The 14,325-nt window shown below is 70.7% G+C and carries 13 protein-coding genes; 6 read left to right on the top strand and 7 right to left on the bottom strand.

Annotated features, from left to right (window positions below; translation table 11 throughout):
* Positions 1 to 8: 8 nt before the first annotated feature.
* From uraD to A9O67_RS12155, 3 genes are read right to left on the bottom strand one after another with little or no spacing between them, the layout of a single operon-like run.
* On the bottom strand, positions 9 to 1,787 hold the full coding sequence (gene uraD / locus A9O67_RS12165) for a 2-oxo-4-hydroxy-4-carboxy-5-ureidoimidazoline decarboxylase (protein WP_068610614.1): 1,779 nt from the start codon (positions 1,785 to 1,787) through the stop codon (positions 9 to 11).
* Entirely contained in the window at positions 1,784 to 2,755 is a 972-nt protein-coding gene (puuE, locus tag A9O67_RS12160) for an allantoinase PuuE (protein WP_068610612.1), read from the bottom strand. Before puuE ends, uraD begins: the two co-directional genes overlap by 4 nt.
* Before the next feature lie 14 nt (positions 2,756 to 2,769).
* Positions 2,770 to 3,435, bottom strand: coding sequence for a GntR family transcriptional regulator (locus A9O67_RS12155; RefSeq protein ID WP_068610610.1), 666 nt, complete (start codon positions 3,433 to 3,435; stop codon positions 2,770 to 2,772).
* A gap of 73 nt (positions 3,436 to 3,508) precedes the next feature.
* Here A9O67_RS12155 and uraH point away from each other — a divergent pair, with 73 nt between their 5' ends.
* Positions 3,509 to 3,862, top strand: coding sequence for a hydroxyisourate hydrolase (gene uraH / locus A9O67_RS12150; RefSeq protein WP_068610608.1), 354 nt, complete (start codon positions 3,509 to 3,511; stop codon positions 3,860 to 3,862).
* Here the strand turns inward: uraH and A9O67_RS13985 are convergent.
* Positions 3,847 to 4,593: a hypothetical protein gene (locus A9O67_RS13985; protein ID WP_068610606.1), complete on the bottom strand. Its 747-nt coding sequence runs from the start codon at positions 4,591 to 4,593 to the stop codon at positions 3,847 to 3,849. The genes uraH and A9O67_RS13985 overlap by 16 nt on opposite strands.
* A 102-nt stretch (positions 4,594 to 4,695) precedes the next feature.
* Between A9O67_RS13985 and xdhC the strand changes: the two genes are divergently transcribed.
* A complete protein-coding gene (xdhC, locus tag A9O67_RS12140) occupies positions 4,696 to 5,532 on the top strand; it encodes a xanthine dehydrogenase accessory protein XdhC (RefSeq protein ID WP_260682414.1) in 837 nt (278 codons plus the stop codon).
* Positions 5,533 to 5,544: 12 nt separating this feature from the next.
* On the opposite strand, the gene A9O67_RS12135 is transcribed toward xdhC, so the two are convergent.
* Positions 5,545 to 6,294: a haloacid dehalogenase type II gene (locus A9O67_RS12135; RefSeq protein ID WP_068610603.1), complete on the bottom strand. Its 750-nt coding sequence runs from the start codon at positions 6,292 to 6,294 to the stop codon at positions 5,545 to 5,547.
* Between the two features lie 85 nt (positions 6,295 to 6,379).
* Here A9O67_RS12135 and A9O67_RS12130 point away from each other — a divergent pair, with 85 nt between their 5' ends.
* Both A9O67_RS12130 and A9O67_RS12125 read left to right on the top strand, forming a co-directional pair.
* On the top strand, positions 6,380 to 7,156 hold the full coding sequence (locus tag A9O67_RS12130) for a gamma-glutamyl-gamma-aminobutyrate hydrolase family protein (RefSeq protein ID WP_068610602.1): 777 nt from the start codon (positions 6,380 to 6,382) through the stop codon (positions 7,154 to 7,156).
* 23 nt (positions 7,157 to 7,179) lie between these two features.
* Positions 7,180 to 8,178, top strand: a complete 999-nt coding sequence (locus A9O67_RS12125; protein ID WP_082955562.1) for a cation diffusion facilitator family transporter — start codon at positions 7,180 to 7,182, stop codon at positions 8,176 to 8,178.
* Between the two features lie 100 nt (positions 8,179 to 8,278).
* On the opposite strand, the gene galE is transcribed toward A9O67_RS12125, so the two are convergent.
* Positions 8,279 to 9,343 carry a UDP-glucose 4-epimerase GalE gene (galE, locus tag A9O67_RS12120; RefSeq protein ID WP_068610600.1) on the bottom strand — a complete coding sequence of 355 codons (1,065 nt, stop codon included), beginning with the start codon at positions 9,341 to 9,343 and terminating at the stop codon, positions 8,279 to 8,281.
* A gap of 267 nt (positions 9,344 to 9,610) precedes the next feature.
* On the opposite strand from galE, the gene metH reads away from it, so the two are divergent.
* Positions 9,611 to 12,337: a methionine synthase gene (metH, locus tag A9O67_RS12115; protein ID WP_082955567.1), complete on the top strand. Its 2,727-nt coding sequence runs from the start codon at positions 9,611 to 9,613 to the stop codon at positions 12,335 to 12,337.
* 9 nt (positions 12,338 to 12,346) lie between these two features.
* Here metH and A9O67_RS13970 read toward each other — a convergent pair whose 3' ends face one another.
* Positions 12,347 to 13,006 carry a TetR family transcriptional regulator gene (locus tag A9O67_RS13970; protein ID WP_068610598.1) on the bottom strand — a complete coding sequence of 220 codons (660 nt, stop codon included), beginning with the start codon at positions 13,004 to 13,006 and terminating at the stop codon, positions 12,347 to 12,349.
* Between the two features lie 266 nt (positions 13,007 to 13,272).
* Between A9O67_RS13970 and A9O67_RS12105 the strand changes: the two genes are divergently transcribed.
* Complete coding sequence (locus A9O67_RS12105; RefSeq protein ID WP_231960341.1) at positions 13,273 to 14,325, top strand: efflux RND transporter periplasmic adaptor subunit; 1,053 nt, start codon at positions 13,273 to 13,275, stop codon at positions 14,323 to 14,325.

The raw sequence follows: 14,325 nt of genomic DNA, 5'->3' as shown, positions 1-14,325 counted from the left end.
GGGGGCGGTCAGGCCAATTCGGCCGCCAGATCGCGCAGCAGGCGCGCAAAGGCCTGCACCGCCAGCTCGATGTCGTCGCTGGTGGTGGACTCCAGCGGGTTGTGGCTGATACCGCCGTTTTCGCCGCGCACGAACAGCATGGCCTGGGGCAGCCGGCGGTGCAGCATCATCGCGTCGTGGCCGGCGCCACTGGGCAGGTGGTGCAGGGGCAGCCCCAGCGCGGCGACGGCGCGCTCCCAGCGGGCTTGCCAGGCAGGGTCGCTGGGGGCGGCGCTGGCGCGCAGCGTTTCGCGCAGCGTCAGTGTCAGGCCGCGCTGCGCGGCGATTGCATGGGCGGCCTCCAGCACGGCCTGCGCCAGAGCGTCGCGGGCGGCGTCCGTGGGGGCGCGCAGGTCCAGGCTGAAGCGGCACCGCCCCGGCACCACGTTGATCGAGCCCGCGGGCACCTCCAAGATGCCCACCGTGCCGACCGTGCCCGGGTGCTGGCGCGCCAGCCGTTCCACGGCTAGGGTCAGCTCGGCGGCGCCCGCCGCGGCGTCGCGTCGCTGCGTCATCGGGGTGGTGCCGGCGTGGCAGGCCACGCCGACGTATTCGCCCAGCCAGCGCACGCTGCCGTTGATGCCGGTGACGATGCCCAGCGGCCGGTTGGCCTCCGACAGCACCGGCCCCTGCTCGATGTGGACTTCCACGAAGCCCAGGTAGCGCCCCGGGTCGCGCGCGCAGGCGGCGATGGCGGCCTGGGTGCCGGGCAGGCCCGCGCGGCGCATGGCCTCGGCCATGGGGATGCCGTCCGCGTCCGTCAGGTCCAGCCAGGCGGGGTCGAAGGCGCCCACCAGCGGGGCCGAGCCCAAAAAGGTGGCCGGGTAGCGCTGGCCTTCCTCTTCGGCAAAGGCCACCACCTCGATGCCGAAGGGCAGGCGCTCGCCCCGCGCGTGCAGCGCCTGCACCGCCGCCAGCGGCACCGCAATGCCCAGCCGGCCGTCGTGGGGGCCGGCGCGGCGTACCGTGTCGTAATGGCTGCCGGTCAATAACCACGGGGCATCGGGCCGCTGCCCGGCGTAGCGCCCCACCACATTGCCCACGGCGTCGGTGTCCACCGTGTCGCAGCCCGCCGCACGCATCCACCCCGCAATGTCGGCCGCGCAGGCGCGGTGCGCCGCGCTCAGGTAGGTCACGGTCAGGTGTTCCGGGTGTTCGCTGTGGCGTGCCAGGGCCGCCAGTTGGTCCCACACCGCATGGCCGGCGGTGGGCTCCCAGCCCAGCTTGTCGTGCAGGCGGATTTCCGCGATGCGGTGGATCTGCCGCAGGCACTCGCGCCGCTCGTCGTCCGGGTGCGCGTGCAGCCGGCGCTCGAAGGCGGCGATGATCTGCGCGCGCGACAACCCCCGGCCGCGCGGTCCGCGCACCGCCAGAATGAACGGCCAGCCAAAGCGGGCCCGGTACTCGGCGTTGAGCCGTTGCAGCGTGGCGTATTCCTCGGGCGTGCAGTGCGTCAGACCGGCGCGGCTTTGCTCATCGGTGGATTCGGCGGTCAGTGTGCCGGCCACCATGGCCTTGCCGGCCAGCTCCGGGTGGGCGCGGATGAGCGCCAATTGCGCCTGGACATCGGCCCGGTCCACGACGTCGGCGCAGGCGGCGACCAGGGCCGCGGGGGTGGCGAACGGCCGCCGCGCCAGCGCAGAGCGCACGATCCACGGCGAATGTTCGTACAGCCCGTCCAGCCGCGCGCACGCCTCGTCCAGCGGGGCGGTGTTCAGGGCGTCGAGGGCGGGGATGCCGGTCGTCATGCCGTGCCCTCCGATGCGGTGGGATAGGGGTGGGTGTCGCGCCAATGGCGGGCGATGTCCACGCGCCGCGCCACCCAGACGTGCGGATGCCGCTGCACATGGTCCAAAAAGCGTTGCAGTGCCCCGATGCGGCCGGGGCGCCCGAGCAGCCGGCAGTGCATGCCGATGCTCATCATCTGCGGGCGGTCCAGCCCGTCCGGATCGCCCTCGGCATACAGCGCGTCGAAGGTGTCGCGCAAATAGTGGAAGAACGGATCGGCGTGCGAATAGCCCTGCGGCAGCGAAAACCGCATGTCGTTGCAGTCCAGCGTGTACGGCACCACCAGGTGCGGCACCACGGTGCCGTCGCTGCGGCGCACGCGCATCCAGAACGGCAGGTCGTCGCCGTAGTAGTCGCTGTCGTACAGAAAACCGCCGTGGTCCACCACCAGCCGCCGCGTGTTCGGGCTGTCGCGCCCCGTGTACCAGCCCAGCGGGGGCTCGCCGGTCAGGGCGGTCTGGATGGCCACCGCCTGCGCCAGGTGGGCGCGCTCGGTGGCCTCGTCCACCTGCTGGTAGTGGATCCACTTGAGGCCGTGGCAGGCGATTTCGTGGCCGGCGGCCCGGCAGGCGGCCGCCACCTCGGGGTGGCGCTGCAGTGCGCTGGCCACGCCAAATACGGTCAGCGGCAGACCGCGGGATTCGAACTCGCGCAGAATGCGCCAGACCCCCACGCGCGAGCCGTACTCGTAGATGCTCTCCATGCTCAGGTGGCGGTCGGGGTAGGCGGCCGGCGCGAACATTTCGGACAAAAACGTCTCGCTGGCCGCGTCGCCGTGCAGCACGCAGTTCTCGCCGCCTTCTTCGTAATTGAGGACGAATTGCACGGCGATGCGCGCGCCCCCCGGCCAGCGCGCGTGCGGCGGGCGGCGGCCATAGCCGATCAGGTCGCGCGGATAGGGGGCGGTGCTGTCGTACACGGTGGGCATGGGTCGGGCGGGGGTCAGGTCAGCGCGAGCGCCAAATCGGCGCTGGGCCGGGGGTGGTCGAACGACAGGCCGGCCACCACGTGTTCCAGGTGCTCGGCCATCAGGCGCGCGGCACGCTCGCCGTCACCCGCAGCCAGCGCGTCCACGATGGCCACGTGCTCGTCGCTGGAGTGGCGGGCGGCCGGGTCGTTTTGGTACATCAGCGTGATGAGCGCGCTGCGCGAGAGCAGCTCGCCCAGTATCTCTGCCAGGACCCGATTGCCCGACAGTTCGGCCAGCCGCAGGTGGAAGTCGCCCAGCAACTGGTTGCGGCCCGCGACGTCGTGCCGGGCAATGGCGTCCTGCTCGGCCCGCAGATGCTCGCGCAGGGTGTGCAGATCGGCGGCGCCGAGCCGTCCCGCCAGCCCGCGCACCAGGTCCACCTCCAGCGTGCGGCGCACGGCCAGCAGTTGGCGCGCCTCGTCCGCCGAGGGGGCGGCGACGAAGGCACCGCGCGCCGGCTCCAGCCGTACCAAGCGGTTTTGCGCCAACTGGTGCAGGGCCTGCCGCACCAGCGTGCGCGAGACGCCAAAGTGCGCCGCCAGACGCAGTTCGGGCAGTTTGGTGCCCGGCAGCAGCCGGTGCTCGACGATGGCGCGCGTCAGCGCATCGACGATGTCGCGGGTGCTGGTGTGGGCCATGGGCGCATCATAGCCACAAAGCCCGCAATCTGTATACACTTTGGTGCACAACACAACCCGATCTGGAGGCGCCATGGGCCTGAGCACGCACGTCCTCGACACCATGCACGGCTGCCCGGCCGCTGGCATGGCGGTTTCCCTGTTCGCCACGGGCGCGGGCGAGCCCCGGCTGATCAAGCGCGTGGTGCTCAACGCCGATGGGCGCAATCCGGACGGCCCGCTGCTCGCGACGGGCGAGCTGAGTGCCGGCACCTACCGGCTGGTGTTCGAGGTGGCGGACTACTTTCGGTCCCGCCAGGTGGCGCTGCCGCAGCCGCCGTTTCTGGACCGCGTGGCGCTGGATTTTGGGGTGGCCGATCCGCAGGCGCACTACCACGTGCCCCTGCTGGTCAGCCCCTGGAGCTATGCCACCTACCGCGGCAGTTGAACGGGTTGGGCCGCCGCGTCCTCGCCTTGCGCGACGCGGGTGGCGGTGCTGCCCGCCGGCGCCTTGCGTGCTGCCGTCGTGGGCGCTTGGCGCGATTTGGCCGCAGCCGCCGGGCGGCTGGCCGCGGGGCTTGTGGCGGGCTTGGTCGCCCGTGCCGGCGGCGGAGGCATGCGGTCGAGCTGGCCTTCGGTCAGCGTGTCGAGCTGGAAGGTGCCGCTCTTGTCCCACAGCCAGGTGTCGGTGTAGCTGACGCTCCCCAGGCGCTGGGGGGCGGGGAAGGGGGCCGCCGCCCGCACCAGCCGTTCGATCTCGGCCTTGACGTGCGGCACGTGGTCCGGCGCGCGCATCCATTCGAAGCGCCGCAGCTCGCCGCGCGGGCCGATGTCCAGCCGCATCACGCCCACGGCCTGGATCAGCGGGGGCAGCTTGCCGCGAAACACCCGGTCGCCATAGTGTCCGTACAGGTGCTGGGCGCCGTCGCGACGGTAGTCGCGCTCGTTTGCCGCGAGGGAGACCTTACCCGTGAACGGCGGCTCTAGCGCCGGCGCCGGGGGCGGCGGCGGGGCGACGGTCACCGGCGGGGCGGGGGCCTCGGCCTGGGGGGGCGGGGGCGTGGCACAGCCGGCCAGCACCGCGGTCACCAGCACCACCCAACCCCAGCCGCGCAGCCGGTCGTGGAAGGCCGGCCGGCGGGGCGCGGGCGGCAGGGGCGAGTCGAACGTCAAAGCCATCGGAGCGGTGGGACGGTGCCAGGGGCGCCCCGTCCCGGTGGTGGAGTTCCGCGGATTGTGCGCCAACGGCCCGGACCTTTCAACCCCGGCGATACTGAAGGCATGAAGGACGACATGGACGGATGGCAGTTGCGCGGGGGCGATCTGGACGGCGCGCTGGCGGCCCTGGCGGACGGGCCCGGGACGCTGGTGATGGTCGAGCGCGGCGAGGGTTCGGTGCCGCGCGAGGCGGGCGCCTGGATGCTCGTGACTGCGCGGGACGTGGTGGGTACCATCGGCGGCGGGCAACTGGAGTGGCAGGTCATCCAGCATGCCCGGGCCCGGCTGGGCGCCGCGGGTGATGCGCCGGACGAACGGTTGCGCTACCCGCTGGGCCCCCGCCTGGGACAGTGCTGCGGGGGGGTGGTGTATGTGCGGCTGCGGCGTGTCACGGCGGCCGACGCGGCCGCGCTGCGCGGGGTGTGGACGGCGGCGCACCTGCCCGTGGCGTTGTTCGGCGGCGGCCATGTCGGGCGGGCCATCGAACGGGCGCTGCGGCCGCTGCCCTTTGCCCTGACCTGGATCGACAGCCGCGATGGCGTGTTCCCGCCCGACCTGCCGCCCGCCGTGGCGGCCGAGCATTCGGACCCCGTGGAGCGGGCCGTGCCCGGTCTGGCCCCGCACAGCCGGGTGCTGATCATGAGCTTCAGCCATGCGGAGGACCTGGCCATCGTGGACGCCTGCCTGCAGCGGCTGCGCACGCGCGACGATCTGCCCTTTGTGGGGCTGATCGGCAGCCGCACCAAGTGGGCCGCGTTTCAGAACCGCCTGCGGGCGCGGGGGCACGACGATGCGGCGCTGGCGCGGATCACCTGCCCCATCGGCATCCCCGGCTTGGTGGGCAAGGAGCCGGAGGTGATTGCCGCCTCGGTCGCGGCCCAACTGCTGATGACGCGCTGAGCCGGCGGCCTCCTATGGGCTGTCCGCAGGCCCCAACCGCTCGGCCAGCTCCGGCAGGCTGCTCACCTCCACATCCACGGGTACGGCCGCGCGGCGCTCGCCCCGGCCGGGGCCATGTTCGTCCGGGCGGGCGACGAAAGCGGTGCGCAGCCCCACCTGGGCGGCAGCGGCCAAATCGTCCGAATGCGCCGCCACCATCATGACGGCCTGGGGCGGCAGATCCAGCGCCTCCACTGCCGCGCGGTACACGCCGGGCTTGGGCTTGTAGTCGCGCGCCAGTTCGGCGCCCAGGATGGCGTCCCACACCCAGCCGTTGTGCCGCGCCAGGTGCACCATCAGCGCAATGTGGCCGTTGGAGCACGGCGCCAGCAGCACCCGCGGCCGCAGGGCGTGCAGGCCGGCGGCGACGTCGGGCCAGGCGTCCAGCCGGTGCCACGCCCGGTTCAGGTGCTCGCGTGTGGCCTCATCCACCCGGTGCGCCAGCCCCCACGCGGTCAGCACGGCGTCCAGGTTCAGGCGGTGCAAATCGTCCAGCTTGCGGTACGGCAGGGCGCCCTCGCGCACGCGCGCCATGGCGGGCTGGTACTGCGCCCGCCACGCGTCGGCGAAGGCCAGCCAATCGGCCTCGATGCCCAGTGGGGCGAGTGCCTGTTTCGCCTGCCGCGCGATGGAGGTGCGCCAGTCCACCAGCGTGCCAAACACATCGAATACGAGGGCGCGCACGTCGCGCAGCGGGTGGGGCGGGGTGGCGATCGGGGGCATGGGGCGGCGAGGTGGCAGGGTCCGGGGGGCGGCGCTATGATGGGTCCACTGTAGCGCGAATGGGTCGCGCACATCGCGGTATCCCATGTTCGGTCGTCGTCGCCCTGTGCACATCGGGCTGTCCGCCCGCATCCACCACCCCGAGGCCGGGGCGGCCGGTCTGCGCACCAAGACCCTGCAGGTGCTGGAGCAGTCCGTGGCGCAATGGGCGGCCTCGCGCGACACGTTGGTGCTGATGATCCCCTCGGTGCTGCAAGACGGCGCGTTGCAGCGCAGCAGCATCCGGGTGCGCGACTACGCCGATTACCTGGATGGCCTGATCCTGCAAGGCGGTGCCGACGTCAGTCCGCGCGCCTATGGCGAAGAGCCGCTCAAGCCCGAGTGGGCCGGCGACCCGGTGCGCGACGCCTACGAGCTGGAGCTGGTGCACGAATTCCTCGAGGCGGGCAAGCCCATCCTGGGCATCTGCCGCGGCATGCAGTTGATCAACGTGGCCTTTGGCGGCAGTCTGCTGCAGGACATACCGACCCTCGTGCCCGGTGCCATCGCCCACGAAACCCCGCACTACGACCGCCACCGCCACCCGGTGACGCTGGCCCCCGGCGGGCGACTGGAGCAATGGAACGGCCGGCTGCCCGGCCGCCAGGTCGCCTCCATCCACCACCAGGCCGTCAAGCGGCTGGGGCGTGACCTGGTGGTGGAGGCCACGGCGCCAGATGGGGTCATCGAGGCCCTGCGCTACCAGGGACGGGGCTTTGTCTTTGGGGTGCAGTGGCACCCGGAATTCCATGTCCCGGGGGATGACGAGCAACTCGATCCCACCCCCATGTTGGACGCCTTTCTGGAGGCGGCGCGGCGCTGAACCGCGCGCCCCCGCATCGCAGCATGCACCACGACGCGCATACCCACGACCACGACGATCCCCGCGGCCACCACGATCACGGGCACCCGCACGGCCACGGGCATGGCCACGTCCACGCGCCGGCCCACTACGGGCGGGCCTTCGCGCTCGGGGTCGGGCTCAACCTCGCATTCGTCGGTATCGAGGCCTTTTATGGCTGGGCGGTCGGATCGCTGGCGCTGCTGGCCGACGCCGGGCACAACCTCAGCGACGTGGGGGGGTTGCTGCTCGCCTGGGCGGCCTACGCCGCCGCGCGCCTGCGGCCGGATGACCGACACACCTACGGCTGGCGGCGCGGATCGATTTTGGCCGGTTTCGTCAATGCCGTCGTGCTCCTGGCGGCGATGGCCTGGCTGGTGTGGGAGGCCGGTGCCCGGCTGGTGGCACCAGGGCTGGCCCCGCCGCCGGGCGTCGTCATGGGTGTGGCGGCGGCGGGGGTCGTCGTCAACGGGGTGACTGCTTGGCTGTTCGTCGCCGGCAGCCGCCACGACCTCAATCTGCGCGGCGCCTTTTTGCACATGGCGGCCGATGCGCTGATTTCACTCGGCGTGGTGGTGGCGGGCGCCCTCACTTGGTGGCGCGGCTGGGGGTGGATCGACCCCGCGGTCAGCCTCGTCATCGTCGGCGTGATCGTCGCCGGCACCGCCCCGCTGGCGTGGCAAACGCTGCATCTGCTGTTCGACGGCGTGCCGGCCGGGGTGGACCTGCGTGCCGTGCGGCGCGCCTTGCTCGCGCTGCCGGGTGTCACCTCGGTGCACGACCTGCATGTCTGGGCCGTGGGCACCGGCGGCGCCCCCGATGTGGCCTTGACGGCCCATCTGGTGGTGGGGGCCGATGTCCCCCATCCGGACGCCGTGCTGGCCCAGGCCGTCGTCGCGCTGCGCGCCCTGGGCATCGGGCACACCACTCTGCAGGTAGAGTCGGTCGCCTGTGGGGCAGGTTGCGGGTACGCGGTGGATTCGGCCGCGGCGGTGCGTCTCTAGCGCGCCCCCAACCTTCGTTGCGCAGCCGCTCGCTGGGCCCGGTTCTGTTCCAGTCGCACGTCGTACGGTTTGGGCACCGCACCAGTGTTGAGCGGGCACATCAAGCCAGATCGGCCGGCCGCGACTCGACGTCAACGCTCGATGACACGTGCGCGGGCTTGCCGTGGTCCGTGATGCTGGCGAAGGCCCACGCACTCGCACACATGTCGTGCAAGGTGTGCACGGCCTGCCAGCCCAGCACCTGCTGCGCCTTGGCGGGGTCTGCCCAGCATTCGGCCACGTCGCCCGGGCGGCGCGGGGCGATGCGGTAGGGCACGGGGCGGCCGCTGGCTTGCTCGAATGCGCGCACCATCTGCAGCACGCTGGTGCCTTGGCCAGTGCCCAGGTTGAAGGTGTCGCAGGGTTGGTCGGTGCGGGCCAGATGATCCAACGCGGCCCGATGGCCTTCGGCCAGGTCCATGACGTGCAGATAGTCGCGCACGCCGGTGCCGTCCGGCGTGGGGTAATCGTTGCCCCAAATGTTGAGGTGCGGCAGTTGCCCGACGGCCACACGGGCGATGTAGGGCATGAGGTTGTTGGGGGTGCCGTGGGGGTCTTCGCCAATCAGGCCGCTGTCGTGCGCGCCGACCGGGTTGAAGTAGCGCAGGATGGCGATGCGCCAGGTGGGGTCGCTGGCGGCCAGGTCGCGCAGCATCTCTTCGATGTGCAGCTTGGTGCGGCCGTAGGGGTTGGTGGCGCCGGTGGGGTGGGTTTCGTCCAGCGGCAGGCGCTGGGGCTGGCCGTAAACGGTGGCGCTGCTGGAAAACACCAAGCGTTTGACGCCCTGCTCGGCCATGGCGCGCAGCAGGCTGACGGTGCCTGCGACGTTGTTGTGGTAGTACGCCAGCGGTTGGGCGACCGATTCGCCCACGGCCTTGAGGCCGGCAAAGTGGATGACGGCGCCGATGGCGTAGTGGCGCAGGATGAGGCGCAGGCGCGCGGTTTCCAGCACGTCGCCCACTTCCACCGCCGGGCGCAGGCCGATGATGCGGCCGATGCGGTCGGCCACGTCGGCGCGGCTGTTGGAGAGGTTGTCCAGCAACACGACCCGGTGGCCAGCCCGGGCCAGCACCACGGCGGTGTGGCTGCCGATGTAGCCCAGGCCGCCGGTGAGCAGGATGTTCATGGTGAGAATCAAATCGTCGTTGGGAATCTGAGGCGAGCCGACGTGAGCCGCCGGCCGTGGAACCCCTGGATATTCCCAGCAGGCTACCACATGGGGCGGCGGCTATTGACGGGTTTCGACCACGCCGATAACCACCCATGTCTCGTGCGCGGTGTTTGTATCCACCGCCCTAAAATCCCCACCTTCGCCCTTTGACGCCTGCCCGAGCATCCCCCTGCCGTGAACCCCACCGACGCGCCCTTTGTCCCCGCCCGCCGCATCCCGCCCATGCTGTTGTCGGGGCTGGAGCCCTTGGTCATCGGGGAGGGGAGTCTGTTCGTCAACATCGGCGAGCGCACCAACGTCACCGGCTCCAAGGCGTTTGCGCGCATGATCCTGGAGGGGCGCTTCGAGGACGCGCTGGCCGTGGCGCGCCAGCAGGTGGAAAACGGCGCGCAGATCATCGACGTCAACATGGACGAGGCCATGCTGGACAGCAAGGCCGCGATGGTGCGTTTTCTCAACCTGATCGCCAGCGAGCCCGACATCGCGCGTGTGCCGATCATGATCGATTCCTCCAAGTGGGAGGTGATCGAGGCGGGCCTGAAGTGCATCCAGGGCAAGGGCATCGTCAACTCCATCAGCCTGAAGGAAGGGGAGGCGGAGTTCAAGCGCCAGGCCCGGCTGATCCGCCGCTACGGTGCGGCCACGGTGGTGATGGCTTTTGACGAGCAGGGCCAGGCCGACACCTTTGCCCGCAAGATCGAGATCTGCGAGCGGGCCTACCGCATCCTGGTCGACGAGGTGGACTTCCCGCCCGAGGACATCATCTTCGACCCCAACATCTTTGCGATTGCGACCGGCATCGAGGAGCACGACAACTACGCGGTGGACTTCATCGAGGCGACGCGCTGGATCAAGCAGCATCTGCCCGGGGCCAAGGTCTCGGGCGGGGTGAGCAATGTGTCGTTCAGCTTCCGCGGCAACGAGCCGGTGCGCGAGGCTATCCACACCGTGTTTCTGTACCACGCCATCCGCGCGGGCATGGACATGGGCATCGTCAACGCGGGCATGATAGGCGTGTACGACGACCTCGATCCCGAGCTGCGCGAGCGGGTGGAGGATGTGGTGTTGAATCGCCGGCCGGTCTATCGCGAGGGCGAGGACCCGCACCAGACCCCGACCGAGCGGCTGTTGGCGATTGCGGAGCGGGTCAAGGGCGCGGCCAAGGACGACAGCGCCCGGCTGGCGTGGCGCGCGCTGCCGGTGGAGGAGCGCCTGTCGCATGCGCTGGTGCACGGCATCACCGACTTCATCGTCGAGGACACCGAGGCGATGTGGCAGCAGATCCGTGCCCGGGGCGGGCGGCCGCTGCATGTGATCGAAGGCCCGCTGATGGCGGGTATGAATGTGGTGGGCGACCTGTTTGGTGCGGGCAAGATGTTCCTGCCCCAGGTGGTGAAGAGCGCGCGGGTGATGAAGCAGGCCGTGGCGCACCTGGTACCCTACATCGAGGAAGAGAAGCGCCAGCTCCAGGCCGCCGGTGGCGACGTGCAGAGCAAGGGCCGCATCGTGATCGCCACCGTCAAGGGCGATGTGCACGACATCGGCAAGAACATCGTCACCGTCGTGTTGCAATGCAACAATTTCGACGTGGTCAACATGGGGGTGATGGTGCCGTGCCACGACATCCTGGCCAAGGCCAAGGAAGTCAACGCCGACATCGTGGGCCTGTCGGGCCTGATCACGCCCAGCCTGGAGGAGATGCAGTTCGTCGCCGCCGAGATGGAGAAGGACCCGTGGTTCCGCGAACGCGGGGTGCCGCTGCTGATCGGCGGGGCGACGACCAGCCGGGTGCACACGGCCGTCAAGATCGCGCCCAACTACAGCGGACCGGTGGTGTATGTGCCCGACGCGTCGCGCAGCGTGGGGGTGGCGCAGGCCCTGCTGGGCGAGCAGCGCGACGCCTATGTGGCCGAGGTGCGCGCCGACTGCGAGCGGGTGCGTGCTCTGCATGCGGCCAAAAAGCCCGTGGTGCTGTGGCCGCTGGCCAAGGCGCGCGCCAACCGCACGCCGGTGGCGTGGGACCAGTGGCGCCCGGTGCGCCCGGGGTTCTTGGGCCGGCGGGTGTTCCGGCAGTACGACCTGGGCGAGATCGCGCGTTACATCGATTGGGGCCCGTTCTTTCAGACTTGGGACTTGGCCGGACCGTATCCGGCGATACTGGACGACGAGGTGGTGGGCGAGCAGGCGCGCAAGGTGTTTGCCGACGCGCAGGCGATGCTCAAGCGCATCGTGGAAGGCCGCTGGCTGACCGCGAATGCCGTGGTCGGCTTTTGGCCGGCGAGCGGCGAGGGCGATGACATCGTGCTCTACGCCGACGAGGCGCGCACCGAACCCGTGCTCACCTGGTATGGCCTGCGCCAGCAGACGGAAAAGCAGGTAGTCGATGGGGTGCAGCGCCCCAGCCGCTGTTTGGCCGACTTCGTTGCGCCGCTGGCCAGCGGGGTGGCGGACTATGTCGGGGCGTTTGCCGTGACAGCGGGCATCGGCGCCGAGGCGCACGAGGCCCGCTTTGCCGCCGAGCACGACGACTATTCCGCCATCATGCTCAAGGCGCTGGCCGACCGCCTGGCCGAGGCGCTGGCCGAGCGCCTGCACGAACGGGTGCGCACCGAACTGTGGGGCTATGCCCCGCACGAGCGCCTGAGCAACGAGGAACTGATCGCCGAGAAGTACCAGGGCATCCGCCCCGCGCCGGGCTATCCGGCCTGCCCCGACCACACGGTCAAGCGCGACCTGTTTGCGCTGTTGCGCTGCGACGAAATCGGCATGGGCCTGACCGACAGCCTGGCCATGACGCCGGCGGCCAGCGTCAGCGGCTTTTATCTGGCGCACCCGGACAGCACCTATTTCAACGTCGGCAAGATTGGCCGCGATCAGCTGGAGGACATGGCCCAGCGCCGCGGCTGGCCGGTGGACGAGCTGGCGCGCTGGCTGGCGCCCAATTTGTAAACGCGCTGCTCAGGCCGCCTGCGGGCGGGGCGGGTCCGTGGTATCGCCCGCCGGGCAGGCGCGGCTGCGCACATGGGCGTCGATCAGGGCGGGGATGGTGTCGGGGGCCTGCAACGCGGGTTGACCGAGCAACCGCAGGCGGATCAGACCGGCCAAAAAGCACTGGGTTTCCAGCGCCGCCAGCTGCGGCGGCAAATCCGGGCGCAGGCGGCCTTCGCGACGCGCGGCGGTGTAGGTGCGCTCCAGCTTGGCGAACAACTCCTCGTTGTGCCGGACCCAGTCGTCCAGATCGCGCGCGCGCTCGCCCACGAACTCGCATTTGAACTCGAGCACCTGCATGATCATGTGCAGATGGGGGTCGGCGTCGATGGAGCCGACTACCTGCAGCAAAAAGTTGCGCACGCGGCTGAGGGCGTCGGCACGGGTGTCCTGCAGCAGCGTGTAGTCCAGCCGGTCGATGAAGGGGATGGCCACCTCGTCGCACATGGCCTGCAGCAACTCGCCCTTGTTGGCGAAGTGCCAGTAAATGGCCCCCCGCGTGACGCCGGCCGCCTGCGCAATGTGCTCCAGCGAGGTTTGGCCGACGCCCCGGTCGTGAAACACCTGCCGCGCGGCGGCCAGAATCTGGGCGCGGGTCTGTTCGGCTTCCTCTTTGGTGCGGCGGGCCATGGGGATGAACGAGGCTTAAAACATACGTACAAGAATGTATGTATGATAGCGCCTCCCCGTTGGGGTTTCGGTCGTCCTGGCCTGGGGTTTACCCGGTTCCCGGCGGGGTTTCTTGGCTTTTCGACGGTGGCATCATGGCCTTGGCACATCGTGTTTTCCTTTCCATCTCGGCGGCGCTGGTGGGGGTGTTGGCGTTGTCCGCTTGCGGGGAGCGAGGGGCATCCCCGGCGCCTCAGGCCGCGTCGGCCGCGCAGCCGACGGGATCCATGCCGGCCCTGCCTGTGACCGTGCGGGTGGTGCGGCGCGAGCCCGTGCCAGTGACGGTGGAGGCCGTCGGACAGGCCGAGGGCTCGCAGGAGGTGGAAGTGCGCGCTCGCGTGTCCGGGCTGATCGAGCGCAAGCTGTACCAGGAAGGCGAGCGCGTGCGCGCCGGGGCGCCGCTGTTTCAGATCGAGCGCGCGCCGTTCGAAATTGCGCTGCAGCAGGCGCGGGCCAATTGGGCCCAGCGGCAGGCGCAGCTGGAGCAGGCCCGGCGCGAGGCGCAGCGGCTGGCCCCGCTGGCCGAGCAGCGCGCCATTGCCCCGCGCGAGTACGACGACGCGGTCTCGGCCCTGCGCTTGGCCGAGGCCGCCGTGGCCGCGGCCCAGGCCACCGTGCGCGAGGCCGAGCTGAACCTGTCTTACACGACGGTGACCGCGCCGATCACGGGGGTCACGGGGCGGGCGCAGAAATCCACCGGCGCGCTGGTCAGTGCCGGGACCGACAGCCTGCTGACCACGGTGGCGCAGACCGACCCCATCTGGGTGCGGTTTGCCTTTTCCGAGGGGGAGCTGGCGCGGCTGCGCCAGGCCCGGCGTGCCGACGTGCGCTTGCTGGGTCCGGATGGCCGGCCCATGCTCACCGGGGGGCGGTTGAATTTCGCGGCCTCCACCGTCGATCCCCGTCTGGGTACGGTGCAGTTGCGGGCCGAGTTTGCCAACCCCGAGCTGGCGGTGCTGCCGGGGCAGTTCGTGCGTGCGCAGGTCGTGGCGGGGCAGGTGGACGCGTTCAAGGTGCCGCAGTCGGCCGTCATGCAAACCGAGCAGGGCCGCATGGTGTGGGTGGTGCGCGATGGCAAGGCGGCCCCTGCGCCGGTGGAGACCGGGCCGTGGCTGGACCGGGACTGGGTCATCTACCGCGGCCTGGCCGATGGGGACCAGGTGATCGTGGACAACCTGATGAAGCTGCGCCCGGGGGCGCCGGTCGCGCCCCAGCCGGCCGTCGCCGCTCCCACGGCGGCACCGGCGACCGAGGCGCCCAAGGCCGCGGCGGCCAACTGA

The organism is Tepidimonas fonticaldi, from assembly GCF_001675355.1.
Lineage (GTDB): Bacteria > Pseudomonadota > Gammaproteobacteria > Burkholderiales > Burkholderiaceae_C > Tepidimonas > Tepidimonas fonticaldi.
Note: the sequence above shows the minus strand (reverse complement) of the source record. Positions and strands in the feature narration are given on the sequence as shown.